This is a genomic window from Arsukibacterium sp. UBA5043, from assembly GCA_002415085.1.
In the GTDB taxonomy this organism is placed as follows: domain Bacteria; phylum Pseudomonadota; class Gammaproteobacteria; order Enterobacterales; family Alteromonadaceae; genus Alishewanella.
This window is the reverse complement of record DIBV01000002.1, coordinates 105,246-129,679: the sequence shown is the minus strand read 5'-3', so window position 1 is coordinate 129,679 and position 24,434 is coordinate 105,246. Positions and strand designations below refer to the sequence as shown.

18 protein-coding genes are annotated in these 24,434 nt (G+C 49.4%); 11 read left to right on the top strand and 7 right to left on the bottom strand.

Annotated features, from left to right (window positions below; genetic code table 11):
- Window positions 1–102: 102 nt before the first annotated feature.
- Window positions 103–2,448, bottom strand: coding sequence for a penicillin acylase family protein (locus tag B2Q61_RS02710; RefSeq protein WP_290621055.1), 2,346 nt, complete (start codon window positions 2,446–2,448; stop codon window positions 103–105).
- Window positions 2,449–2,503: 55 nt separating this feature from the next.
- Between B2Q61_RS02710 and B2Q61_RS02705 the strand changes: the two genes are divergently transcribed.
- Entirely contained in the window at window positions 2,504–3,154 is a 651-nt protein-coding gene (locus B2Q61_RS02705) for a cytochrome b/b6 domain-containing protein (RefSeq protein ID WP_290621057.1), read from the top strand.
- Between the two features lie 33 nt (window positions 3,155–3,187).
- Here the strand turns inward: B2Q61_RS02705 and B2Q61_RS02700 are convergent, their stop codons facing one another.
- Window positions 3,188–3,640: a c-type cytochrome gene (locus B2Q61_RS02700; RefSeq protein ID WP_290621058.1), complete on the bottom strand. Its 453-nt coding sequence runs from the start codon at window positions 3,638–3,640 to the stop codon at window positions 3,188–3,190.
- A 117-nt stretch (window positions 3,641–3,757) separates the two neighbouring features.
- Here B2Q61_RS02700 and B2Q61_RS02695 point away from each other — a divergent pair, with 117 nt between their 5' ends.
- From B2Q61_RS02695 to B2Q61_RS02680, 4 genes are all read left to right on the top strand, one after another.
- A complete protein-coding gene (locus B2Q61_RS02695) occupies window positions 3,758–6,766 on the top strand; it encodes a bifunctional diguanylate cyclase/phosphodiesterase (protein WP_290621060.1) in 3,009 nt (1,002 codons plus the stop codon).
- A gap of 43 nt (window positions 6,767–6,809) precedes the next feature.
- Window positions 6,810–9,938, top strand: coding sequence for an amidohydrolase family protein (locus B2Q61_RS02690; protein ID WP_290621063.1), 3,129 nt, complete (start codon window positions 6,810–6,812; stop codon window positions 9,936–9,938).
- Window positions 9,939–9,953: 15 nt separating this feature from the next.
- Window positions 9,954–11,252, top strand: a complete 1,299-nt coding sequence (locus B2Q61_RS02685; RefSeq protein ID WP_290621065.1) for an amidohydrolase family protein — start codon at window positions 9,954–9,956, stop codon at window positions 11,250–11,252.
- A gap of 82 nt (window positions 11,253–11,334) precedes the next feature.
- Complete coding sequence (locus B2Q61_RS02680; protein ID WP_290621067.1) at window positions 11,335–13,002, top strand: M28 family metallopeptidase; 1,668 nt, start codon at window positions 11,335–11,337, stop codon at window positions 13,000–13,002.
- Window positions 13,003–13,045: 43 nt separating this feature from the next.
- Here B2Q61_RS02680 and B2Q61_RS02675 read toward each other — a convergent pair whose 3' ends face one another.
- A complete protein-coding gene (locus B2Q61_RS02675; RefSeq protein ID WP_290621069.1) occupies window positions 13,046–13,843 on the bottom strand; it encodes a response regulator in 798 nt (265 codons plus the stop codon).
- 45 nt (window positions 13,844–13,888) lie between these two features.
- The gene (locus B2Q61_RS02670) at window positions 13,889–14,284 is read right to left on the bottom strand and encodes a translation initiation factor (protein WP_290621071.1); all 396 of its coding nucleotides are present in this window, start codon (window positions 14,282–14,284) and stop codon (window positions 13,889–13,891) included.
- A 160-nt stretch (window positions 14,285–14,444) separates the two neighbouring features.
- Here B2Q61_RS02670 and B2Q61_RS02665 point away from each other — a divergent pair, with 160 nt between their 5' ends.
- Both B2Q61_RS02665 and B2Q61_RS02660 read left to right on the top strand, forming a co-directional pair.
- Entirely contained in the window at window positions 14,445–15,122 is a 678-nt protein-coding gene (locus B2Q61_RS02665) for a GAF domain-containing protein (protein WP_290621073.1), read from the top strand.
- 68 nt (window positions 15,123–15,190) lie between these two features.
- Window positions 15,191–16,387 carry an aromatic amino acid transaminase gene (locus B2Q61_RS02660; RefSeq protein ID WP_290621075.1) on the top strand — a complete coding sequence of 399 codons (1,197 nt, stop codon included), beginning with the start codon at window positions 15,191–15,193 and terminating at the stop codon, window positions 16,385–16,387.
- 96 nt (window positions 16,388–16,483) lie between these two features.
- Here B2Q61_RS02660 and msrA read toward each other — a convergent pair whose 3' ends face one another.
- On the bottom strand, window positions 16,484–17,017 hold the full coding sequence (gene msrA / locus B2Q61_RS02655) for a peptide-methionine (S)-S-oxide reductase MsrA (RefSeq protein WP_290621077.1): 534 nt from the start codon (window positions 17,015–17,017) through the stop codon (window positions 16,484–16,486).
- A gap of 97 nt (window positions 17,018–17,114) precedes the next feature.
- Between msrA and B2Q61_RS02650 the strand changes: the two genes are divergently transcribed.
- On the top strand, window positions 17,115–18,194 hold the full coding sequence (locus B2Q61_RS02650) for an NAD(P)/FAD-dependent oxidoreductase (RefSeq protein WP_290621079.1): 1,080 nt from the start codon (window positions 17,115–17,117) through the stop codon (window positions 18,192–18,194).
- On the top strand, window positions 18,187–18,927 hold the full coding sequence (locus B2Q61_RS02645) for an SDR family NAD(P)-dependent oxidoreductase (RefSeq protein ID WP_290621081.1): 741 nt from the start codon (window positions 18,187–18,189) through the stop codon (window positions 18,925–18,927). Before B2Q61_RS02650 ends, B2Q61_RS02645 begins: the two co-directional genes overlap by 8 nt.
- A gap of 3 nt (window positions 18,928–18,930) precedes the next feature.
- On the opposite strand, the gene B2Q61_RS02640 is transcribed toward B2Q61_RS02645, so the two are convergent.
- Together B2Q61_RS02640 and B2Q61_RS02635 are read right to left on the bottom strand one after the other, a co-directional pair.
- On the bottom strand, window positions 18,931–22,056 hold the full coding sequence (locus tag B2Q61_RS02640; RefSeq protein WP_290621083.1) for an efflux RND transporter permease subunit: 3,126 nt from the start codon (window positions 22,054–22,056) through the stop codon (window positions 18,931–18,933).
- Window positions 22,056–23,114, bottom strand: a complete 1,059-nt coding sequence (locus tag B2Q61_RS02635) for an efflux RND transporter periplasmic adaptor subunit (protein WP_290621085.1) — start codon at window positions 23,112–23,114, stop codon at window positions 22,056–22,058. The genes B2Q61_RS02640 and B2Q61_RS02635 overlap by 1 nt, the downstream gene beginning before the upstream one ends.
- Window positions 23,115–23,309: 195 nt before the next feature.
- On the opposite strand from B2Q61_RS02635, the gene B2Q61_RS02630 reads away from it, so the two are divergent.
- Both B2Q61_RS02630 and B2Q61_RS02625 read left to right on the top strand, forming a co-directional pair.
- On the top strand, window positions 23,310–23,975 hold the full coding sequence (locus B2Q61_RS02630) for a DUF2982 domain-containing protein (protein WP_290622765.1): 666 nt from the start codon (window positions 23,310–23,312) through the stop codon (window positions 23,973–23,975).
- 57 nt (window positions 23,976–24,032) lie between these two features.
- Window positions 24,033–24,368, top strand: a complete 336-nt coding sequence (locus tag B2Q61_RS02625; RefSeq protein WP_290621089.1) for a hypothetical protein — start codon at window positions 24,033–24,035, stop codon at window positions 24,366–24,368.
- The last annotated feature ends 66 nt before the right edge of the window (window positions 24,369–24,434 follow it).

The window sequence follows — 24,434 nt, the reverse complement described above, 5'->3', positions numbered from 1 at the left end:
CACGGCCAGTTACCTCCCCTATGGGGTGGTAAAGCTAAAAAAACCGAGTGTGCAGTAATATGTTTTCATATTAAGCACCATAATCCGTCTGGATGGCTAAAGTCAAGCGTCGGGAACTAACCTTAGTTGATATTTTTTCGGGCCGGGTAAAAATGGCAAAGCGACTTCATTTAACCAATATTGGTGATCAGCCCGGTAAAAGGGTGACAACGGGTGGCCAGACTGGCCTGCGGGGATGGTAAGAATACCGTCTTGTTCCTGACCTGGCGCGACAACCATTCGTTGTGACTGCCCAAAAGAGGGCAATTGAACCCGTGGCATATGGCGATCTCCGGCAAACTCTGAGGTCGGCATGTTGAGCCAGTCACCGAGTACTGGAATGGCATTGCTTAGCGGATGGTTAATTTTTGCCTGATTATGCCGCCCCCAGCGACTTGCCTGAACACTACCATGCTGTTGCTCCAGCTGCTGCTTGCTGTTCAGTACTGCCTGCAACAATAAGTGCGACCAGTCAGTAAAGTCTGCGGGCAGGGTGTCGGGCCGGCGTTCCTGCAGCATGGCCCAGGCTGGTGTTTCAAGGGAATATTTTAAATAGGCACTGCGGCTACTGTGTTGCTCCAGCAGTGCAGAGAGCGGCTGGAACATTAACTCAATCGTTTGCTGGCGAAATTGCTGTACCAGGGTGTAGCCAATATCGTCGGGCGCGGCATAGCGGCTGCTTTGGCTCAGTAGTAATCGATAGTCTGTCAGTTGATGTTCAGCAGTAACCTCGGGGGTTAACACGTCAAGCAGCAATTGCTGCCAACGACTTAAAAACAGCGCCTGGTTGTCCAGTTGAATTTGATGCAGCGCTTGTTCATCCAATGGACGCTGACTTAACAGGTTATTGCGTATTTGCTGACCACGGGCACCCAGATCATAGCCGCCGTTGCCAAGTAACTTATAAGCCTCGCCACCGACACTGCGGGCATTCGCGGTCCATAATACGCCCGCTTCAGGGTTCAATATCTTTGGATACTGCTCAGCACTGAGGTTGGCAGACCAGTTTTGCTTGCCATCGCTCCAGTCTTGCGCGGTGTCCCAGTCGCTTAGCTGTCGTGCGGGTAAAGGCCCCAGTGGCGTCCAGCCGATATTGCCTTCTTTGTCAGCAACCAGCATGTTCTGGGTTGGAATTCCCGTTATCGGCGCCAGCGCCAGCGCCTGGGCCGTATTTTTACTGTTTTCTAATCGCAGCAAATTAAAATTTACCGCGCTGGGATCATAGGCAACCCAGCGCAGCGCAAAGGTTTGCTTACCGTAAGTGATAAAAGGGCCCCACTGCGTTTCCTGCAATTGCAGCGGGTAATCTTGGTCATCTTTGACCGTAATGGTTTGGTAGTAGCGTTGCAGCGGCTGCCAGCCTTGTGCCGTTAAATAGGAATTGCCATCGTCCGATAGCTGCAGCTTAATTAAATCGTGCCAGTCTGCCGTACTATTGGTAAAGCCCCAGGCGATATGGCCATTGCTGCCGACCACGATGGCTGGCGCGCCTGCCAGGCTTAAACCCGTTACCTGTTGCCAGCTACCGTCATTGCGCCAGTTTAGTTGTACTTTATACCAGGTGCCGGGCGCTCTTATGGTCAAATGCATATCATTGGCCACTATTGCCGTTCCATGACTGGTTAACCGGCCCATCACTGCCATATTGTTGCTACCCAGGTCGGCACTGTCTTTTGGGGTGCACGCTTGACAAGAACCGGTACGACGCAGAATTTCCGGGTAGGGGCTGTCAGGCATTGCAGTGGCTGTTACTACGGAACCGTCAATAGCGGCCTGCCAGTCACTGCTATGCTGTTGTAAAAACTGATACCAGGGCAGAGGAATTGCCTCGTGCAATATTGTCATGGCATATTCGTCACGACCTAACTTTCCCTGCAGCTCCAGGTACATATTGTAAATAACCAGCACTGAGTCGGTTTCTTGCCAGGGCGCAGGTTGGCTTCCGAGCAACGTATACTCGAAAGGCGCAACGGTTAATGAAGCCAGGCCATCGTTCACCCCGCGACTGTATGAACTCAGAAGTTGCACGTCAGCAGTAGAAAATGTTGCTAAAGTGGCTTCAGCCCGCTCAGCAAAACGGTGTCTGCGCCGTTCGATATCAGTGGCTAATGCCCGTTTACCAAACAACTCAGCTAATGTGCCAGCGGCACTGCGTCTGGCCAGATCCATCTGAAAAAAGCGCTCCTGCGCATGGGCAAAACCCATGCCGTATGCGGCATCATTCCGATCTGCGGCGCTGACACTAAGGTAACCGAGCGCATCACGGTCAAGCGTTACCGGATTAGCCACTGCGGCACGTTGCTCACCCTGATATTGGGGTAAACTCAAGCGCAACCAGAAGTAGCCTGCCAGCACTATTGCCAGGCTAATGAGTGCGATCGTGAGCAGTAGCCATTTAATTCCTTTCATCGACTTGATCCGTTATCATAAAAACCAAAAAGTTAGCATAGCAGGAGCGATCCGAATGGCGCAAAAAATAAAAGTATGGGATAGCGCGGTGCGGTTTTTCCACTGGACCATGGTTTTGCTGGTTGCCGGCCTGTGGTATAGCGGCAGTGAAGGCTATATCGCCCTGCATCAGTTATTTGCTTATGGCCTGGCATCATTATTAATTGCCCGGATAGGCTGGGGAATATGGGGTAGTGAAACCGCCAGATTCCGCCGGTTTGTGGCTACTCCGGGCGCGGCAATAAACTATTTGCGGCACACTAAACCAGTGGTAGGCCACAATCCGGCCTCATCTTATATGATATTTACCCTGTTAGCGTTGCTGGCACTGCAAATTATCAGTGGTCTGGCAACCTTTGATAACAGCTACATGAGTGATGGTCCGTTAGTGGCGATATTGCCGGCCAGTTGGGTTGATGTCGCATCGGCGGTACACAAATTTAATATTAATATTATTCTGGTGCTGGTAGCGGTGCATGTGTTTTTTGCGCTGTGGCATAGCTGGCGGCATGACAATGTGATTAAAACCCTGTTTACCGGCAACACGTCAGGCGACGATGCCTGCCAACCTACTTTGCGCCATAGCTGGAGCTTTTTTGTGTTGCTGCTGGTGTTGCTGTGGTTATTGTATTACTGGCAGGGACGGGCGTTATTGGCGCTGCTTTAACACAGCGCCCCGGTAATACTTTCGGGCAGTGTATTACTCTTTGTAATTGTCATGGCAGGCTTTGCAGTTTCGGGCAAAGTTGCCAAAGGCCTTGCGAATTTCACTTTTATCACCGGTTTGTGCGGCAGTCTGCAATAGGCTGGCATCAGCTGCCAGCTTCTCACCACGCTCAAGAAAATCATCCAGATTCTGCCAGATATCAGCTTTAGCATCACCACCACCCTGCTCGGTGCCGCTTACCTGAAATGCTTCCCAGGGCAGCGTTGTGACCAATACCAGGGCGTCAGCTCGTTTCTGCACCCGGGCTGCGTCAAAAGTTACTTCTCCTTTAATCATTTCATTAATATCCGCCATATTATGACGGATCAACTGAAACGCTGCCTGACGGTATTGAACAGCGTCTTTAGCGTCGGTAAATGCCGTTGCTGCAGCCAGTGGTGCAGATATGATAAGAGCAGTAAGGCCGGCAAATAAGGCTTTTTTCATTTGTGCGTTCTCTTTTGTTGGTTTTGCATGCAATAATGTTGAGGTATTTACAATAGTATTCGGCTAGAGTCTGTTGTACCAGAGTGAATTTATTATAACAATAGCAAGGTCGCTTCATTGAAGGATGTAAACACGACAAAACCAACAGGGATGAACTCACTGGGGCTTAAATTCTCAGTTGTAGCGTTTCTCGCAATTGTAGTGGCGGGGCTGCTATTTGCTTATGCTGTTATCTGGCTGCAAGAGCTGGCCCAGTTCGAACAACAGCAAAGCGCCTTGCAGCGCACCGCAAAAAACTATGCGCGCCAGTTGGATTTACAACTGGATAATAAAGAAAAGACAGCCATATCAGCCAGTCAGGTTATTAGCCGTTATCTGACTGAGCAATCTCGTTCGACCCGCAATATTCCGCGGCCCGACAGCGATAATATCGTGCGCCAACAGGATAGTTTCTCTGCAGCCGCCATACCCGCTGCTAACCTTAAATCTGATGCTATTGCCGTATTCAGTGATAGTCAGCTTGTCTGGCAACAGTTGTCACCTTTTATGCTGGAGGAATTCTCACGATTTTATTTTGTCAGCAAACACCAGTTTATCCGGGTGGCGCCGGCGGCAATGTTGCAGCAGTTAGCGCCAGAACACGATCTGCGCACAGATTTGTATTATCTTGAAGCAACCCCTGAAAATAACCCTGCCAGGCTATCTCGCTTGACATCCGTTTATTACCATCCTATCTGGCAGGATTGGGTAGTAAGTATTCTGGTACCGGTTTATGTCAGAGAGCAGTTTGTCGGTGTTAGCGTGGCTGATCTGGAGCTAAGCGAGTTAACTCGCAATATTAATAATATTGGCTATTGGCATCGCCATGCTCAGGTTTTGCTCTTCAACACTCAGGGCAGAGCGATTAAGCCGCCGCTGAACAATTTAAATACCTCTTCTGGTAATACTACAGACCAGTCCTTCGCGCTGCGCGAGGAAAATGGCATGACTAAAAATATGATTTACCCGGGAGAAGAGGTGGCAGACTCTGTGCTTCGAGCACACATCACACATATTATCCAACCTGCCGCAGCGAATAACCAAGCAAGCGAATATTTATTTGCTGCGGCGCCATTAAAACATCTTGAGTGGCATGCTGCCGTTTATCTGGATAAAGCCGACATTGTGACCGCGCGTCAGCAATATCGCGGGCGCATAGCCTTCATATTTATTGTGGTGGCGGTTGCGTTAGCTGCACTGTTACACCTGATCAGCTATCAGTTTGGGTTAAAACGGCTAAACCGGCTCTCTGCCGCGGTAGTAAAACTGAGTCGGGGCGATCTGGCACAGGTTGCCCTGGATAACAAAAATGATGAGATTGGTGCGTTAAACCGGGCATTTACCGGAATGTCAGCAGAAATTGGCCAGTTAGTAACAGGTTTAAATGACCGGATTGCTGAAAAGGAACAAGCCGAACGGGCTGCCCGTAAGCTAAGCAAGGCCGTGTCATTCTCCAGTTCGGGTATTATGCTGACGGATCCGCATCTGAGTATAGAATACCTGAATCCGTTTCTGACTGAGCTATTGGGGTGTGATGAACGCAGCGTAGTAAACCAGCCGTTGAATATGCTGCTGGCAGATGAGATGGAACAACTTAGCGCTGAAATTACCCAGACACTGCATGAACGTCAGCATTGGCGTGGTGATATTTTACTGCAACATCAAAAGCTGCCAGCCAAACAATTTTGGGTGTCGTTGGCAATTGCCCCTATCCGCGATGATATTGGCTCCTTGCTTAATTATGTCTGTGCGATGCAGGATATTTCTTTTATCAAGCAAAGCCAGAAGCAAATGGAGCATCTGGCCTATTACGATATTTTAACCGGGCTGGCAAACCGCAGTTATTTTCGGGATCAGTTGCGCAAAGCTATCGCCATGGCGCATCGGGGCTATTACAACTTTGCCCTGTTATATTTTGATTTAGATGAATTTAAACGGATCAACGATACCCTTGGCCATGATGCGGGTGATGAGTTGCTAAAAGAAGTGGCGAGACGGCTCACCTCACGCTTACGGGAAGAAGATACCATAGCGCGACTAGGCGGCGACGAGTTTGCGGTTATTTTAAGTGGCATTAAAGACCGGCAACAGGCTTCGACTATTGCTGCCAATCTGCAGCAAGCATTTCATGAACCGGTTAAATTAGGCCATCACGACGTGGCGATCAGCGCCAGTATCGGTATCACGGTAGCACCAGAAGATGCCTCAGAAGAGGAACTGTTGCTAAAGCATGCTGATCTGGCAATGTATGAAGCTAAGGCCCGTGGCAAAAATACCTTTCATTTTTTCAGTCAGGATTTGAATGATGCTGCTAATGAACGGCTGCAAATTGAAAATCAGTTGCGAGAGGCCATTCGTGAACATCAGTTCTTACTGTATTTCCAACCTAAGATCGATATCCGGACGGATATTATTACCGGCTATGAAACCCTGATCCGCTGGCTGCGTCCCGACAACACCCTGGTGCCCCCCGTTAAATTTATTCCGGTAGCCGAAAGCACCGGCCTTATTGTGCAGATTGGCGAGTGGATAATCTGGGAAGCTTGCCGTTTTCTGGCCCGGCAGCAAAGTCGCGGTTATGACGTGACATCGTCGATAAACTTATCGGTGCGCCAGTTCAATGATCAGGATTTACCGCTTATTGTCGAGCGTATATTAAAACGAACTGGCGTAAAACCACAGGCGGTTATCTTTGAAATTACCGAAAGCATGCTGATGGGCGATACCGATGCGGCTATTAACCAGTTAAATCAGTTAAAACGCCTCGGTGTCTCTTTATCTATCGATGATTTTGGTACAGGCTATTCGTCGCTCAGTTATTTAAAACGTTTTCCGGTTGATGAGCTGAAAATAGATCGTTCTTTCGTCAAGGACATACCGCAAGATCGAAACGATATGGATATCGTTGCCGCCATTATTGCGATGGCCCAGAAGATGAATTTGCGGGTAGTGGCGGAAGGTGTTGAAACACTGCAACAGGTTGAATTTCTGCGCGCTAATGGCTGTTTTGAAGTGCAAGGTTACTTTTACAGCATGCCATTGGCCGAGCAGGAACTGAGCCAGCTTAATTTCACTGTTAATACCTAATTACATAATAAATATTGTATTACAATAACATCAGGAAACTTCTATGACACCAGCCCGCCTGTCCATGTTCAGCATGGCTCTGCTTGGTGCTTTTAGCACAGGTAGTATTGCCGATCAGACCTCACCGCAACTGGGAATTCGCGATAAAACGCCGAATTTGATTGCGTTGATCAACGCCACTGTAGTCACCGAGCCAGGCCAGGCCCTTTCTGGTGCTATGGTGCTTATCCGAGACGGTAAAATTGAAGCCGTTAGCCGTGATGTCAAGGTACCAAAGGGCTACCAGAGCATCGATTTAGCCGGATATCATTTATATCCTGGTTTTATTGATCCTTATACGCAGTATGGTCTGCCAGCGGCGGCTAAAGCTGAAGGTTACAGCTTCGGCTCTAAGCCAGTGTATGAGAACGAACGTATTGGCGGCAATGCGGCTAACGCTGCTATTCATGCCCAGCAGCGTTGGGTCGACCAGTTCAAACCTGACCCGGAAGCAGCAGAAAAACTGCTTAAACAGGGCTTTACTGCAGTGCAAAGCGCCCGCCATGACGGTATCTTTCGCGGCACAGGCTTTGTGGCCTCGCTGGCTCCAGGTTTACCAAATGATCTGGTACTCAAAGCTGACAGTCAGCAGTTTATGTCATTTAGCAAAGGCAGCTCTAAACAGAGCTACCCATCGTCGCTGATGGGCAGCATCGCGCTTATTCGCCAGACATTTGCCGATGCAAATTGGTATCAGGCTGCGCAAACCAAACAAGATTTTCGTTTTGTCAGTGGCGGCGTTGAATACAACGCCGCGCTAGCTAACGTGGCAAAAGCCGCCAACCTTGGGGTATTGTTCGACACCAATGACGAGCGTGCATTGCTCAGAGCGGATAAAATTCTGGCAGAATTTAATATTAGTAATGCGGTTATTTTAGGTTCCGGACATGAGTACAATCGATTGTCTGAAGTAAAAGCGAGCGGGCGTTCGCTGGTGTTACCGCTGAATTTTCCGGCCGCACCAGAAGTAACGCTGCCAGATCAGCATATCGATGTTAGCCTGGCAGACTTGCGCCATTGGGAACGAGCTCCTGCTAATGCCGCTGCGCTGGAGCAAGCTGGCGTGCGCTTTGCCCTTACCAGCCATGGTTTAAAGAAAAAAGAAGACTTTTTACCCAACCTGCGTCAAGCCGTAAAACATGGCCTGAGTCAACAGAAAGCGCTGGCGGCGTTAACTACCGTTCCTGCCAGCATGCTCGGGCTGCAACAACAGCTTGGTAAGATCGCCAGCGGCTATCAGGCCGATATTGTGGTAAGCCGCGGTGATTTATTTGAAGATGGTGAAATTGTTGCCACCTGGCTCGCCGGCCAGTTACAGCAATTTGCGCCACTTAATGCCCCGCAGTTTGCCGGCAATTACCCGCTGACTGTCGCGGACAATAATTTCACGTTAAGTTTGACCGGTCATTCACCTGAACTGAAAGGGCAGCTTAAGCTCGGTGAAGACAAAGTTGAATTAAAACATCTGGTGGTGCAAGGCCAGAACCTGCAGTTTAGTGCACCACTTGAAAAACTGACCGGTAAAGCCGAAGTTGCACAGTTCAGTGGTATATTGCGCGGTAGCGAATTAACCGGCCAATGGCAACAAGCCGATGGTAGTGAGCTGGCGGTAACAAGCAACCGCACGGCAGCCACAGCAGCTGATGGCAAAGCCGATAAAGCGCCGGCGCCGATGCTCTCAAAACTGACGTATCCTAACCGCGCCTTTGGCCGGGAGAGTTTACCAACCCAACAAAACCTGCACATTAAAAATGCAACCTTGTGGACAGCAACCGAGCAGGGGGTAATGGAAAATACTGATCTGATTATTCGTGATGGTAAAATAAGCAAGATTGGCCAGCAACTAAGTACCCCTCGTGGTTATGCTGTGATCGATGGTAAAGCGCTGCACGTTACCCCGGGTATTATTGATGAGCATTCCCATATCGCGACAGAGCAGGGGGTAAATGAAGGCAGCCATGCCAATACCGCAGAAGTGCATATAGGGGATGTAGTTAACCCTGATGATATCAATATTTATCGTGGCCTGGCTGGTGGTGTTACCGCGGTGCAATTGTTACATGGTAGTGCCAACCCTATTGGCGGTCGGGCACAGATTATCAGCCTGCGCTGGGGGGAGTCAGCAGAAGGTATGAAGTTTAGCGGAGCCCCCGGCAGCATTAAATTTGCGCTGGGTGAAAACGTCAAGCAATCGAACTGGGGCAGTGAGTTTACCAGCCGTTATCCGCAAAGCCGGATCGGTGTTGAAACCTTTATCCGGGATAACTTCCAGGCGGCAAAAGAGTATCAGGCCAGCTGGCAGGCCTATAACAAATTGTCCAAGCGTCAGCAAGGTAATGTACTGGCACCAAGGCGTGACTATCAGTTAGAGACTTTGGTCGAAATACTGGAAGGCAAACGCCATATTCACACCCACTCTTATGTTGCCTCAGAAATTTTAATGCTGATTAAAGTAGCTGAGGAAATGGGTTTTAATATTCAAACCTTTACTCATATTCTGGAAGGCTACAAGGTCGCCAGTGAGATGAAAAAGCATGGCGCCGGCGTATCAACCTTTGCCGACTGGTGGGGTTTTAAAATGGAAGTCAATGATGCTATTCCCACCAATACCTGTCTGATGCATGAGCAGGGGCTGCTGGTTAGTGTTAATTCTGATGATCCGGGCTTGTTACGCCGGTTAAATCAGGAGGCCGCCAAATCGACGATGTATTGTGATATGGACGAGCACGAAGCACTGAAGATGGTGACCATTAACCCGGCAAAACAGCTGAGAATTGATGACAAAGTAGGGTCATTAGCAGAAGGCAAGCAAGCTGATTTTGTCATATGGGATGGCCATCCACTGTCAGTTTATGCTCAGGTACAGCAAACCTGGATTGGCGGTGCCCGTTATTTTGATCGTAACGAAGATTTGACGTTACGTGCTGCCCAGGCTGCTGAAAAGCAGCAGCTTATCCAGAAAGTGCTGACCGGGGGCGATTCTGCCCGTAGCGGTGCTGAGCATGCGTACAAGCAAGACGATCCTATCTGGCACTGTGAAGACAATGCCGACTGGTTACAACTGCGGTTTGGTCAGCACGCTGACCATGCCAGTCATGCTGATAGCCAAAACCATCAGTATCTGCAGCACTAGGGAGTAGCGACTGTAATGAAAAAATTGACGAAAATAATAGTGCTGGCAACAGCACTGGCTTCAACATCGGTTGCGGCAGTAAACCCGGTACCCGGTGGCAAACAGCAACAACCGCTGTTGTTGCAAAATGCTACTGTACACAGCGTAAGTTCGGCACCAGCGCAACAGGATGTGCTGCTGGTAGACGGTAAAATTGCGGCGATTGGCCCTAACTTAGACGTACCGGCGGATGCGCAGCAGCTTGATTTAACGGGTAAGCATGTTTACCCGGGCTTAATTGCGCTGATTAACCAGCTAGGGTTAATTGAAGTCGAAGCGGTGCGCGCTACCCGGGATGATCGTGAGACCAGTTCCACCAATCCGGATCTGCAGGTGCAGGTCGCCTATAACGCAGATTCGGTAGTGATCCCAACAATCCGTAGTAATGGTTTTAGCCATAGTTTAATTTATCCTGATGGTGCCATGTTAACCGGACGTTCTGCTTTTATGCAGCTGGATGCCTGGAACTGGCAGGATGCTACCGTACAGGCCAATGTCGGCTTGCATGTAAGCTGGCCACGGATGAGTGTGCAAAGTGGCTGGTGGGTGCGGGACAGTGCAGAGAAACAGCGTGAGAAGCAGCAGAAACAATTGGCAGAGCTGCATCAGTATTTTCAACAGGCCCATGCTTATTATCTGGCGGAGCAAGCTGGTTTGAACAAAGGAAAAGATTCACGCTGGCATGCCATGCTTGAATTTTTTGCCGGTGAGCTGCCTTTATTTGTCCATGCGGATGACCCACGACAAATTCGTCAGGCCATGTTGCTAGCCGAAAAATACCAGGTTCGGTTGGTCATTGTTGGCGGTCGCGATAGCTGGCGTTTAGCTGATGAGCTGGCTAACGCTAAGGTAGATGTGATCTATACCGCACCTTATGGCTTGCCAACCCGCGGCGATGAAGCATACGACCAGGCTTTTTCGGTACCCGGCCAGTTGCGCCAGGCGGGTGTCAGGATCGCCTTATCGCTGGATGGCTTCTGGGATACCCGTAACCTGGTATTTGCCGCTGGCCATGTTACCCGCTACGGCCTGAGCAGTGAAGATGCACTGCGGGCATTAACGCTGGATGCCGCGGCAATCGCCGGGGTGGCCGACCGCTTAGGCAGTATTGAAGTGGGTAAGAGCGCCAGTTTGGTGGTCTCAGATGGCGATATTTTTGACTACCGGGGTCATAAAATTGAGCATTTATGGATTGATGGCCGTGCCGTAGATTTAACCAACCATCACAAGCAACTGCATGAACGGTTTAAACAGCGCTATAACCGCGCTGATTAATCTCTTCGTTTGAATAGTAAATAGTGAATAGTCATTAGAAAAAGTGCCAGTACGTACTGGCACTTTTATTTTTGGAGAGTCCATGTTGTATAAATTAAGCAGCAGTGTCACGTTGGCGCTGTTATTAAGTGCCTGCTCAGCCCCTAATGAACCGTCTGAGCAACAGCTTAGCGCCCGTCCGGCAGCAATAGAGGCCCACCTGCAGTTTTTAGCCAGTGATGAGCTGGAAGGCCGGGATACCGGTAGCCGCGGCCATCAAATTGCCGCAAATTATATTGCCAGTCAGTTTCAGGCATTGGGTCTGGCACCTGCCGGGGATAACAACAGTTATTTTCAGCAGGTACCACTGCGTTCTGCCCGGGTGCAACAGGACAGTGTCAAACTTAGTATTAGCCGGGGTGAAACCGTCAGACAGCTGAGTTATCCGCAGCAGTTTTTCAGCGGTGCCTCGATCAATCAAACCGAGGTGGCGGTTAGCGCACCACTGGTATTTGTCAGTTATGGTTTAGTATCAGAAGAGTTTGGGCTTAATGATTATGCCGGGCTTGATGTGACCGGTAAAATCGTGGTGCAGCTGGCGGGATTGCCGGCGTCTTTGCCAAGCGAAGAACGGGCTTATCTTGGCAGTATTAAAGGCAAGCTGGCCGCAGAGCGTGGTGCAATCGGGGTTATTACTATCCACACGCCGCAGCAGGAAAAAAACCGCCCTTACGCCAATAGCTTGTTGTATCTAAACACACCGCGTCTGGCCTGGTTAACTGCCGACGGCGAGCCGGGTAACGGTAACAGCCAGTTACAAGCTGCAGCATACCTGCACCCTGATGCTGCTGCCGGCTTATTTGAGCAGGAGCAACACAGTCTGGCTGATATTTTCGGTATGCTAGACGCCGGCCAGCATCCAGCAGGCTTTGATTTAAGCAGTGGCGCCAGTTTAAGCGCCAGCAGCAGTCATCAGCAGATCAGCAGCCCTAATGTTATCGCTGTGCTTGAAGGCAGCGATCCAACGCTTGCTGACGAATACGTGGTGATCACCGCCCACTCAGACCATATCGGTTTTAGTAACGATTTACGCAGCGAAGATAAAATAAATAATGGTGCCATGGATAACGCTGCCGGAATGGCGATTTTGCTGGAAACAGCGCGGATGTTCAGTGAACTCGCGGTTAAGCCCAAACGTTCCATTTTATTTGTGGTGGTCACAGCAGAAGAAAAAGGCTTACTGGGTGCAGATTATTTTGCCACTAATCCGACCCGGCCAATAGAGCGCTTGGTCGCCAACGTTAATTTGGATATGCCGGTATTATTGTATCCGTTTGCTGACTTAATTGCGTTTGGGGCAAATCACTCCACCCTGGGCCAGGTCGTGGCTGAGGCCGCTGCTAAAGAAGGTATCGCGCTCAGCCCGGATCCAATGCCAGAGCAGGCGATATTTACCCGTTCAGATCACTTTACCCTGGTCAAGCAAGGCGTGCCGGCGGTATTTCTGATGACTGGCTTTACGTCGAAAGATCCAGAGCAGGACGGCGCCAAAATCTGGGGCAGCTTCTTTGCCAAACATTATCATAAGCCTTCTGACGATATTGCCAGCTTAACGAAAGAGTATGGCCCGCTGCGGTATGACGCGGGTGCGGTATTTGCCGATATTAACTTTAATATCGCGCGGGATATTGCCAATACGCCGCAGCGACCTTTATGGAAAGCAGACAGTTTTTTTAATAAGGTTTTTGGTAAGGATTACAATCGGGAATAAAGCGCGGCTGCTGGCAGCCAGGTTGCTGGCTGCCAACGAGCTATTACTGCTCTAGTAATTTATAGAGCAGTGCCTTTACCAGTTCAGGTTCAAAAGGCTTGTCGCACATGGCATTAACCCCGGACTGAGCAATGTTACTTAAGTGGGTGTCATTGGCTTCGCTGGTTACCATTAGTACCGGAATATGAGATTGCTGGCTGTTTTCACGAATATACTGGGTCAGCTCACGGCCATTCACTTCCGGCATGTTGTAGTCGGTTACGACTAAATCAAACATTTTTTGCTTTAAAATTTCAATCGCTTGTTGGCCATCTTCAGCTTCTGTCAGGTGCTGAATGCCCAAATTGGTTAATACCCTTTTAATATGATTGCGGGCCAACCGGCTGTCATCTACTACTAACACCCGAATATCATGCACATCAAATAATGACAGCTCCAGCTCGCTTGGGCTGAGTAAATCGATGGCGGCATTCAGTGCCTTGCCCAAATGCGCCGTGGTAAAAGGTTTCGGTAAAATAGCGACCACACCGGATTGCTTAAATTCTTCCAGCATTGCTTTGCGGGTTTCACTGGATACCAGCATAAAGGGTATTTCTGCCAGTGTGGGCTGTTGTTTAATATTCTGCAGTAAATCAAGTGCGGTGCCATCGGCAAAATGCAGGGCACAAGCAATTAAATCGGGTTGATGTTCGCTAATTTGCACAATGGCGCTGCTAACCGAGCTGGCCTCGCTAATATGTTGTACTTGTTCCATCTGCAGGTGGCGGCTGATAATTTTTCGCTGCGTATCTGACGGCTCAACCAGTAAAATGTGTAGATCAGCAGGTGACAGTTGTTGCATAGAAATTCCTGTTGTTTTGCTTATGCTGCAAAAAATTTTCCGGGCTTACCCGCCGGCCCATTTCACATTAAAGCCTAACTGGCTTAAATGTTGTTCTATGAGTTGCCGTTTATCGGCCTGGATCTCAATAATACCGTCTTTAACTGCGCCACCACAGGCGCATTTTTTCTTTAATCCGGCGCAAATTTCTGCCAGCTCTGCCGCCGACTTAGCGATGCCGCTTATCGTTAGCACGGTTTTGCCGCCGCGGCCTTTCTTTTCCCGGCGCAGGCGGACAGCACCATCCGGATAAGCTGTGCCACCCTGTTCTGCGGCTTTGGGTTTGGCAATACTGCCACTTTCCGTACTGTATACCAGATTGCTGTTGCTGGCGGTGTCTGTGCTGCTGTCGCGCCGACCAAGTTGCTGCTGCCAGTCGTCAAGCGAAATTTTCTGTGCCATAACTGTCGCCGTAAAATTCAGAGGTTACAATGCATTAATGCCAGCTTACCGAGCGGATTGACGACCAGCAAGTTTTTCTCGGTCCTGCTTGGCTTTTTAATCGCTTCTGCTAAAATAGCCCGAATTTTAGAAATCTGGACGGCTATTAGCCCGGTGAAGTATGCAGGCATTTGAGTATTTACAACAAAGTGGTTTATTGGCTGAGTATGGCGATATCAGCGCTGATATTGAGCAAAACCGGGTGGCGCTTTCGCACTATCTGCAAACGGCAACGGGCCCGGTTAGCTGGCATTTTCAGGTGCCGGAACTGGGCGAAGGGGGCGCGTGCAGCTTGTTTGGTCACCTGGCTGCGGAGCCCTATAGGCTGGCGCCTATCCTGGGTGGCGAAACCCCGGTCAATGCGCTGGCACTTAGCAAACTCAGTGCTATTGCCAGCTATTATCAGCAGCATAGCAACCAGGACTGGTTTGGTATTTACCAGGCCCGCGCCAATACTGATGGTGAGCAGGTACTGGTTAAACTGGCTTATTATGGCGCGGCATCGCGGGCTGAGTTTCCGCTGAACAGCGAGTTTGCCCAAATCAGCAACAATAGTACGGTGGGCCTAACCGGTCAGGGCCGGGTTATCAATAGTGTGCCTGAATATTTAGCGGCTGGCGGCGAGTATTACACCTGCGATCCGAAAGTGCAGGCCGAAGCATGTTTGCCTCTGTTTGACCAATCAGGCAAAATAGCCGGTATTGTCGATGCTGAACATTTTCAGCAAGCTATTTTTACGCCTGCTGCCATGGCGTTACTGGTAGCGGTGTGCTTGGTAGTGCCGGATTATTTGCCCTAACAAGTTACCCTAGCAAGTAGGCTGTCGGCTTACTTTTATTGCAACACTATATAATCAGGTAGAACCTTATGTTTTCTCAGTTACAAACGGTTGCCACTGACCCCATTCTTGGCCTGATGGCCGAATACAAAGCCGATCCTAATCCGAACAAGGTTGATTTGGGCGTAGGGGTATATAAAGACGAGCAGGGTCATACCGCAGTACTCAAGTGTGTAAAAGAAGCTGAAGCCTTACGTTTACGCCAGGAAGACAGCAAAACCTACATTGGTATGGCGGGGGATCTGAATTTCAATACCCATATAGAAAAACTGGCATTCGGGCCTGCGCATCAGGTGTTGCTGGCAAATCGGGTAACAACCGCTCATACCCCAGGCGGCACAGGTGCATTGCGGGTAGCGGCAGAGTTTATTAAAAGAGCCAACCCTGACGCCACCATCTGGGTAACTACTCCTACCTGGGCTAATCATATTTCGTTATTTCAGGCGGCGGGTTTAAAAGTTAAAGAATACGCCTACTACGACTATGCCACCAAAGGCCTGCAAACCGAGCAAATGTTTGCCGATTTAAATACCATTTCTGCCGGTGATGTCGTGTTGGTGCATGCTTGTTGTCATAATCCCAGCGGTATGGATTTAACCTTTGAACAATGGCAGCGTTTTACTGCCATAGCCATCGAACGTGGTTTTACCCCACTGGTCGACATGGCGTATCAGGGCTTCGGCAGTGGTCTGGACGAAGACGCCGCCGGTCTGCGCTATCTGGCTGATCATGTACCGGAGTTGTTGCTATGCAGCTCCTGTTCTAAAAACTTTGGCTTATACCGTGAGCGTATTGGAGCCATTAGCATCGTAGCAACTGATAGTAAAGTGGCTGAAATTGCCCGGGTTAATTTACTCAGTGTGGTACGTAGTATTTATTCAATGCCGCCGGCCCATGGCGCTATTATCGTTGGCCATATTCTGGATAGTCAGGAACTCACCACATTATGGCATCAGGAGCTGGCTGACATGCGCAACCGGATCAATGACTACCGGCAGCTGATCATTGATAAACTGGCGGCAGAAGGCGTTACAGACGATTTCAGTTTTATTAGCCGTCAGCATGGAATGTTCAGTTTTCTGGGGATCACTAAAGCACAAATAGACCGCTTAAAAGCTGAGTTTAGTGTTTATATGGTGGGTTCAAGCCGGATCAGCATTTCCGGCTTAAACCATAACAATATTGATTATTTCGCCCGTTCTGTTGCCACTGTGCTGAAAGGTTGAACATCGCTGCCTGGCAAGGTTTGGACGTAAAACCTTGTTCTGGTTAAGTGATATAAGCCTTATTAAACCGTCATTTTCGCTTAAATGGCGGTTTTTTTATTTTAGCAGACTGCTAAACAGTTGCCGGAACTTTGCCATTTTCGGCGCAATAATCACCTGACAGTAACCTTGTTGGGGGTTTTGCAAAAAATAACCCTGATGATAATCTTCAGCCGGATAAAAAGTGCTGGCCGGGCTTATCTCCGTCACTATCGGTTTGGCAAACCGCTGCTCGGCGGTTAATTCGTCAATGATGGCCTTTACCGTATCGGCCTGTTGTTGGTTATGGGTAAACACGACTGAGCGATACTGGGTACCAACATCGTTGCCCTGCCGATTAAGCTGGGTGGGGTCGTGTAACACGAAAAAAATCTGGCAAAGCTGCTCAAAGCTGATATGTTGCGGGTTAAACCGAACCTGCACCACTTCCGCATGGCCGGTAGACCCGGTACAAATACTGCGATAATCAGGATTATCGGTGTGCCCCCCCATATAACCGCTGAGTGCTTGCTCTACGCCTTGTATTTGGTTCAGTGCGGATTCCAGACACCAGAAACAGCCGGCGCCAAAAGTGGCAATCTCAATGCTCATTGGTACTCCGTTAAGTTTGATTACGATATTACCGATCGGGATGTCTAAGCATAACGTAATAAGTACCACAGCGGTTTGCTAATCAGGAAAGCTTTTTATGACGGTGGCAGTAATTGGTGCCGGTATGGCCGGGGCAGCAGCAGCCAAAACGCTCACTATGGCGGGTTGGCAGGTAGATGTTTTTGATAAAGGGCGCTCTGCTGGCGGCAGAATGAGTTCTAAACGCGTTGCCGGACATTATCTGGATTTAGGCGCTCAGTACTTTACTGCTCGCAGTGAATCATTTAACGAACAGGTTGGTCAGTGGCTATCTAATGGGCTGGTCAGTAAATGGCCGGCCGTCTGTTATCGGCATGAGCAAGGCCAGCTGTTGCAGTCATCTGATAGCACCGTTCGTCTGGTCGGCAATCCATCGATGCAGGCACCGGTAAAAGCACTGCTGGCAGATATTCCCGTGCTGTTAAATTGCCGGATAAGCCGGCTGCACTATGCTGCTGACAAAAATGCTGCTGACAAAAATGGTACTGACAACGTTGCTAATAAAAATGCTCAGTCAGATTCTGGCTGGTATCTGTTTGACCAGCACAACAAACGTTTTGGCCCTTATACGGCACTGATATTAGCGTTGCCACCGGTGCAGCTACATACCTTATTGGCAACTGCCGCTGCGCCGGATGGCTTGGGATACCGTGAGATTATACCGATAATGAACCAGTTGCAGGCCCAGGCCCAGGCTTTACTGCCATGTTGGGCGGTAAATCTGCAGCTGGCCAGACCGCTGACAACCGATGCCGATGCCATTTTTGTCAAAGAAGGTAATATCAGCTGGCTGGCGCGACAAAACACTAAACCAGGTAGAGATCACATGGTGGAAAACTGGTTAGTACATTTTAGTCCGCAGTGTTCAATTCTGCATTTAGAAGCACAGCCAGCCCAGGTGGCGGCGCTGGCTAAAGCCGAAATGGAGCTGATTTTTGACCAGCAGCTTAATGTCATCGATACACTAAGCCATCGATGGCTGTACGCGCAGATTAATCCCGCTGTTACTCAGAGTACGCCTGATTATCATGCGGGGCTAAAGCTGGCTTTTGCCGGCGACTGGTTAAAAGGTGGCCGGATTGAGAACGCCTGGTTAAGCGGCGTGGCTGCAGCAAAGGAGATTATGACCCATGGCTGAAAATATTCTGATTATTGGTGCCGGCAGTGGTATTGGCGTTGGGCTGGTGCAACATTACTGTAATCAGGGCCATCAGGTGCAGGCAATTAGCCGTCAGCCTTGTCCTGTTTCGATGGAAAGGGCTGACGTTAGCTGGCTGTCGCCTGCCGACGATCAAACCGATGTTACAGAGGGCGTAAGCGAGCAAGCGGTTCATAAGGTGGTTGCTGAGGCGCTTACCGCTGAACCTGCGATTATTTTTATTTGCCAGGGCTGGTTGCATGATAATCAGCATGGTCCGGAGAAAACCCTGCGTCAGCTGAACGCTGTGCAAATGCATAAAAGTTTTGACATTAACGTGTTGCAACCCGCTTTATATTTAAAAGCGTTATTCAGCTACTTAACCAGACAACCTCAGGTGAAAGTGCTGGTGCTAAGTGCTAAGGTCGGGAGCATCACAGATAACGAGTTAGGGGGCTGGTACAGCTATCGGCTAACTAAAGCTGCGGTTAATATGCTGGTGAAAACCAGCAGTATTGAAGTTAGCCGTTATAATAAAACGGCCACTGTGGTGAGTTTACATCCTGGTACTACCAACACGGCGCTATCAGCACCATTTCAGGCCAATGTCCCGTCCGGACAGCTGCAAAGCACTGCGGCCACTGCCGAGCGGCTGGCGGCAGTGGCATCAGGCTTAACCCCCCAGCTCAGCGGTAAACTGCTGAACTGGGATGGGACTGTTTTACCGTTTTAATATTTACTTCGACCCTACCTCATCGGCCGCATGCTCATCCGGTGCTTGTTGTTCCAGTCGCGCCAATTCAAGGCTGAGCGCTTTCGGTGAACCGGTGTTGCGGGCCAGAGCAATATAGGTTACCGGCACCACATACAGCGTTAGTAAGGTAGCCAGGGCCACACCGCAAAATATCACCATACCTATTACCATGCGGCTTTCAGAGCCCGGGCCGGTGGCGATAATCAGCGGTAAGCTGCTCATAATCGTGGTAAAGCAGGTCATGGTAATGGGCCGTAAGCGTTGAATCGCCGCCCGGCGGACAGACTCTTCAAATTCGACGCCCGCGTCCCGCAGCTGGTTGGCAAATTCGACAATCAGAATACCATTTTTTGCTACCAGGCCGATCAGCATGACCAGACCAATCTGGCTATAGATATTCAGTGACATATCGAAGAAATACAGGCCGGACAGGGCGCCAACCAACCCCAGTGGTACGGTAATCATTATCACCAGCGGATGAATAAAGCTTTCAAACTGGGCGGCGAGTACCAGATAGGTAATGACCAATGCCAGTAAAAATACCAGTAAGGTTGACTCACCACTTTCCTGAAACAGTTGCGACTCGCCTTTGTAATCAATACCCACCGTATCCTGGATTTCAGTTTGTACAATCGTTTCCAGATATTCTAACGCCTCACCCAGACTGTAGCCGGGTGCCAGACTGGCCGAGATAGTAATAGAGCGCATCCGGTTATAGCGATTCAGGGCAGCCGAGGTTGCTTCTTCGCGCAGGGTAACCAGGTTATCAAGTGGAATTAACTGGCCAGTACTGTCTGAGCGGATAAACACGTCTTTAATGGTGCCTGGCGCCTGGAAATCATCGTCCCAGCCTTCCAGAATAACATCATATTCGCGGCCCCGATCTAAGAAGGTGGTCACCCGTCGGCCACCGAGCATTGCTTCCAGGGCCCGGCCAATTGCGCCAACAGAGATACCAAGATCACCAGCCCGCTCTGTGTTAATTTCTACCAGTATCTGTGGCACCGTTTCTTTATAGTCATGATCCAGCATCAGCAGGTTACGGTTTTCACTTGCCTTATTGATGACGGTATCGCGCCAGCGAGCCAGCTCCTCATAAGTATTGCCCTGCAATACAAACTGCACCGGCCGGCCGCCACCGCCACCGCCGCCTAAACCACTGCGCATAAAGGTAAACGCTCGGACATCGGGCAATTCGTTGATTTTTGCCGCGACCTCTGGCATCAGTTCGGCGGTACGTCGTTTGCCATTATTCCAGTTTTCGGCACCAACAATGGCAATACCACCACTCCCTCCCCAGCCAGGAACCCGGATCAGCAAGCGGTTAAATTCGCCATCTTCGTAATAGGGCAGCAAAATATCTTCAATCAACCGCATATTACGGCTGTTACTCTGATAACTGGCGCCTTCAGCCGGGGTCATCGAGATAAAAAAAGTACCGCGATCTTCGGTCGGTGCCAGTTCGGATGGCAACATTTTAACCAGCTGATAGCTGGCAGCAAAACACAGCACCACCACTACCAACACCGGCCAACGGGTTTGGGTGACCACATCTAGTTGTTTCCGATAGCCGTTTTCCAGCTTGGCGAACCCCTGGTGTAAGGCATGGCCTAATTTAGATTCACGTTTGCGATGGCGTAATAATTTGCTACATAGCATGGGTGACAGGGTCAGGGCAGTTACGCTGGAAAACGCTACAGCAGCGGCAATCGCCAGGGCAAACTCAGTAAAAAGTTTGCCCAGCTGGCCCTGCATAAACACCAGTGGCACAAATACTGAAATTAGTACCAGTGTGGTGGCGATAACCGCAAAACCTACTTCTCTGGCACCGCGATAAGAGGCCAGTAAAGGGTTCTCTCCGGATTCTATTCTACGGTAAATATTCTCCAGCACTACGATAGAGTCATCCACCACCAGACCAATCGCCAGCACCATGGCCAGCAGGGTTAACAAGTTGATTGAAAAGTCCAGCGCAAACAACACCGTTACCGCGGCAACCAGTGCTACCGGTACTGTAATAGCGGGAATAAAAGTGGCTCTGATATTGCCAAGAAACAGGAAGATAACCAACACCACCATGCCCATCGCAATACCAAGGGTGTTATACACTTCTTTAATAGATTCAGCGATAAACAGTGATGAATCGTAGCCTGGTTCTATGGTGGTCCCCTGTGGCAGCTGGGCTTTAATTCGCTCCATTTCGGCGCGGGCGCCCTTAACGACCTCCAGCGTATTGGCTTTAGACTGTTTAATAATGCCGATACCAAGCAGGTTTTTGCCGTCACCGCGAAACTCACTTTCTTCATCTTCTGAGGTGAGCATCACATCAGCGATTTCGCCAAGACGCACCAGATAATTATTGTCGCCCCGTTTAATCACCAGCCGCCGGAAATCCTGTTCTGTTTTATAGGTGCGGATAACTCTTACCGTAAAATCGCGGTCAAATGATTTTATATTACCGGCTGGCAGTTCAACGTTCTCATTACGCAGGACACTTTCAATATCCTGCACCGTAACGCCACGGGCAGCCATTGCATCCCGGTCCAGCCAGACCCGCATGGCATAATCGCGCGAGCCCCCTAATTGAATGCGGGCTACACCATCAACCACCGAAAAGCGTTCAACAATATAACGGTTGGCATAATCGGTCAGTTCCAATGTGGTCATGTTTTCGCTGTTAAGCACAAACCAGGCAATGGTATCTTCGTCGGCATTGGCTTTGGATACTTCAGGGGGATCGGCCTGGTCAGGCAGGTTATTCAGAGCCCGTGACACTCTGTCCCTTACATCATTGGCAGCCGAGTCTATATCGCGTTCAACGTTAAATTCAATGGTAATACTGGAGCGGCCATTACGACTGTTCGAGTTGATACTTTTAATACCCTCAACACCGCTGATTCTGTCTTCCAGCAACTGAGTAATCTTGGTTTCAACAATCTCAGCAGAGGCGCCCGGATAATTAGTATTGATACTGATTATCGGCGAGTCGATGTCTGGAAATTCTCGCAGTGGCAGCATGGTAAAGCAAACAATACCGAACACCACCAGCAGCAAGTTAACAACGGTCGCAAAGACCGGACGCTTTACTGATAAATCTGATAACAGCATTATCGCGCTCCGACCCGGTTAATGACCTGACCAGGTCTCAGCTTCTGAATGCCTTCAACCACAATTTCTTCACCTGCAGAAAGGCCTGCTACGACCTCTACCCAGCCCGGGACCCGCTGACCCACTTCAATTTCACGCTGGCTCACCGTGTTGTCAGCGTTAACCACAAATACAAACTGTTTGTTTTGTTGTGGTATCAATGCGCGTTCAGATATTTGCAACGCCGGCACGTTGGCCAGCTCAACTTTGACATTGAGCAACATACCAGGACGTAAACGCAGATCGCTGTTATCCAGGGTGGCATGTACTCTGACAGAGCGGGTTACCGGGTCCAACCGGGTATCGATAGCGCTGACATCACCTTTAAAATCTACATTGCCGTAGGCAACGTTAGTAACATGCACCGGCATGCCACGTTTAATCTCGGCCAGATAGTGTTCAGCTACACTGAATTCTACTTTCAGGGTATTTAAGTCGTCCAGGGTGGTAAGTACCGTACCCGCATTAACGTAAGCGCCCTGACTGACCTGACGCAGGCCAAGATAGCCGTCAAATGGCGCACGAATTGTTAATTCGTTTAACTGAGCTTTGGCAATATCAAGTTGGGCTAAGGTGGTATTTACCCGGGTTTGTTGCTCATCAAGCAGCGACTGGGCCGTAGCCTGGGTGTTGGCCAGATTCTCCAGCCGCTGCAGCTGCCGGCGCTGGTCAGTTAGTACCGCTGATAACTCGGTTACTCTGGCCAGCTGTTGTACATTATTAAGCCTTGCGATAACGTCGCCGGCTTTAACCTGCTTACCTTCCTGAATGTTTAATTCAATTAAAAAATCACTGGCAGGTGCCACTATTTGCACTGAGTTATTGGCAATGCCACTGCCCAGCGAGGTAATTTGCCGGATTAATGGCTTTACCGATACTTCAGCAGTACTTACAGCAACCGGTGCCCCAGCGCCTCTGCCCGCTGCGGGCTCCTGTTGTTGCTGCCAATACAGATAGCCAAGAAACACTGCTAACGCTATCATGATTACCCAGATGAGACGTGAATGAGTTTTTGTCACAGTGACTCCGCTTACTGCATAAAATACTTAATGCGTATTGTATGTTTTAAATGGTGGAACAGATTATCCGTTATCGCAATCACGGCGGCGTTGGTCGTATTCTGTGGTGCCTCGTGCTGATCCAGTATAACAGTTGCCACAGTATTGACCGTTAAAGCGTAAAAATCAGAGCTTACCATGGGCAACGAGGGTTAAATGGAGCCAATGTTAGTTAGTCAGTCCAGCCATCAGGGGGGAGCCAGATTGTTATTATCCGGCCTTGGCGCCCTGCTGGGCCTGGTAATATTTACGGTGTTATTTGCAGAGCAATTTAATTTGTGGCTGGCATTGGCTTATATTGCCGCCGCAATGGCCATATTTCTGGGTTTTGCTAAGCTGGCAGAGCCAAGGCATTTTCTGAAATGTGATGAGGTCGGCGTTCATTTCTATCATCGTTATGGCAGTTGGTTGCTGCCATGGCACAGTTTTCAGTACTGCGCTGTACCGCAGTTGGAACACCAGGATCTATCCTTTATTGGTTTTAAAGTGACTGATTACGATGCGCTATTGCAACCGTTGCGCTTGCGCCTGGCGGTGCGGTTGATGACAGAGCAACGACCATTATTTTTATCGGCAATAAAACAAGGCTGTGCCGATGGCCAGTGCGCCAGCGAATTATTGGTAGAAAAAGATCTGTTCAGCACCAAGCATCACACTTATAACGGCGTGAAAGCCGTTTTTGGCCAGAGAATGCGTCGTCTGGCGCAAGCCAGTGGCTTTGAAGTATTTGTCAGCAGTTCATTAAGTGCAGAGCAAACGGCAGCGCTATGTCAGCAAATTAATCAGCTGCGCCTGCAAATGATCCAGAATACAGCGACCTAGACACACTGCCGACTGTGTATCATAATAAGCAAAACCTCTTTTTTGGCAGGATGGTGCATGAACAGCTACGATAAAGCATTTTTGGTTAGTGGGCGTAATACCCTGATCCATAAAAATAAAAAACTAGATTTAATCGTCATAAATGACGATAACGATCCGCCGCTGATCATTACCCGGCATGGTGTAAAGATGTTTCAGGAATCGGTACCCGCTAATAAGGTTGAAGCGAAAGAACGTTATATGGAAATTGTTGATATTTCCAGTACTGAAGTATTTGGTGAAACTAAAACACTATTATTTGTCCAGGCGCTTAACAACAAAGAATATAAAGTTGATTATAGTAAATCGGGAACAGATCTATTTATTCGGATCCACCAGGACAATTATATTTAATTATTTCAGCTTCTAAGGCCCTGAAATACAGTAAGGGCTTGCCTTTCTATCCATTTTTTGCTTCAT

What these genes read in the sequence shown, in the direction of transcription:
- B2Q61_RS02710 (WP_290621055.1), bottom strand. Translation starts at nt 2,448, where the DNA reads ATGAAAGGAATTAAATGGCTACTGCTCACGATCGCACTCATTAGCCTG.
- B2Q61_RS02705 (WP_290621057.1), top strand. Translation starts at nt 2,504, where the DNA reads ATGGCGCAAAAAATAAAAGTATGGGATAGCGCGGTGCGGTTTTTCCAC.
- B2Q61_RS02700 (WP_290621058.1), bottom strand. Translation starts at nt 3,640, where the DNA reads ATGAAAAAAGCCTTATTTGCCGGCCTTACTGCTCTTATCATATCTGCA.
- B2Q61_RS02690 (WP_290621063.1), top strand. Translation starts at nt 6,810, where the DNA reads ATGACACCAGCCCGCCTGTCCATGTTCAGCATGGCTCTGCTTGGTGCT.
- B2Q61_RS02685 (WP_290621065.1), top strand. Translation starts at nt 9,954, where the DNA reads ATGAAAAAATTGACGAAAATAATAGTGCTGGCAACAGCACTGGCTTCA.
- B2Q61_RS02680 (WP_290621067.1), top strand. Translation starts at nt 11,335, where the DNA reads ATGTTGTATAAATTAAGCAGCAGTGTCACGTTGGCGCTGTTATTAAGT.
- B2Q61_RS02675 (WP_290621069.1), bottom strand. Translation starts at nt 13,843, where the DNA reads ATGCAACAACTGTCACCTGCTGATCTACACATTTTACTGGTTGAGCCG.
- B2Q61_RS02670 (WP_290621071.1), bottom strand. Translation starts at nt 14,284, where the DNA reads ATGGCACAGAAAATTTCGCTTGACGACTGGCAGCAGCAACTTGGTCGG.
- B2Q61_RS02665 (WP_290621073.1), top strand. Translation starts at nt 14,445, where the DNA reads ATGCAGGCATTTGAGTATTTACAACAAAGTGGTTTATTGGCTGAGTAT.
- B2Q61_RS02660 (WP_290621075.1), top strand. Translation starts at nt 15,191, where the DNA reads ATGTTTTCTCAGTTACAAACGGTTGCCACTGACCCCATTCTTGGCCTG.
- msrA (WP_290621077.1), bottom strand. Translation starts at nt 17,017, where the DNA reads ATGAGCATTGAGATTGCCACTTTTGGCGCCGGCTGTTTCTGGTGTCTG.
- B2Q61_RS02650 (WP_290621079.1), top strand. Translation starts at nt 17,115, where the DNA reads ATGACGGTGGCAGTAATTGGTGCCGGTATGGCCGGGGCAGCAGCAGCC.
- B2Q61_RS02645 (WP_290621081.1), top strand. Translation starts at nt 18,187, where the DNA reads ATGGCTGAAAATATTCTGATTATTGGTGCCGGCAGTGGTATTGGCGTT.
- B2Q61_RS02640 (WP_290621083.1), bottom strand. Translation starts at nt 22,056, where the DNA reads ATGCTGTTATCAGATTTATCAGTAAAGCGTCCGGTCTTTGCGACCGTT.
- B2Q61_RS02630 (WP_290622765.1), top strand. Translation starts at nt 23,310, where the DNA reads ATGGAGCCAATGTTAGTTAGTCAGTCCAGCCATCAGGGGGGAGCCAGA.
- B2Q61_RS02625 (WP_290621089.1), top strand. Translation starts at nt 24,033, where the DNA reads ATGAACAGCTACGATAAAGCATTTTTGGTTAGTGGGCGTAATACCCTG.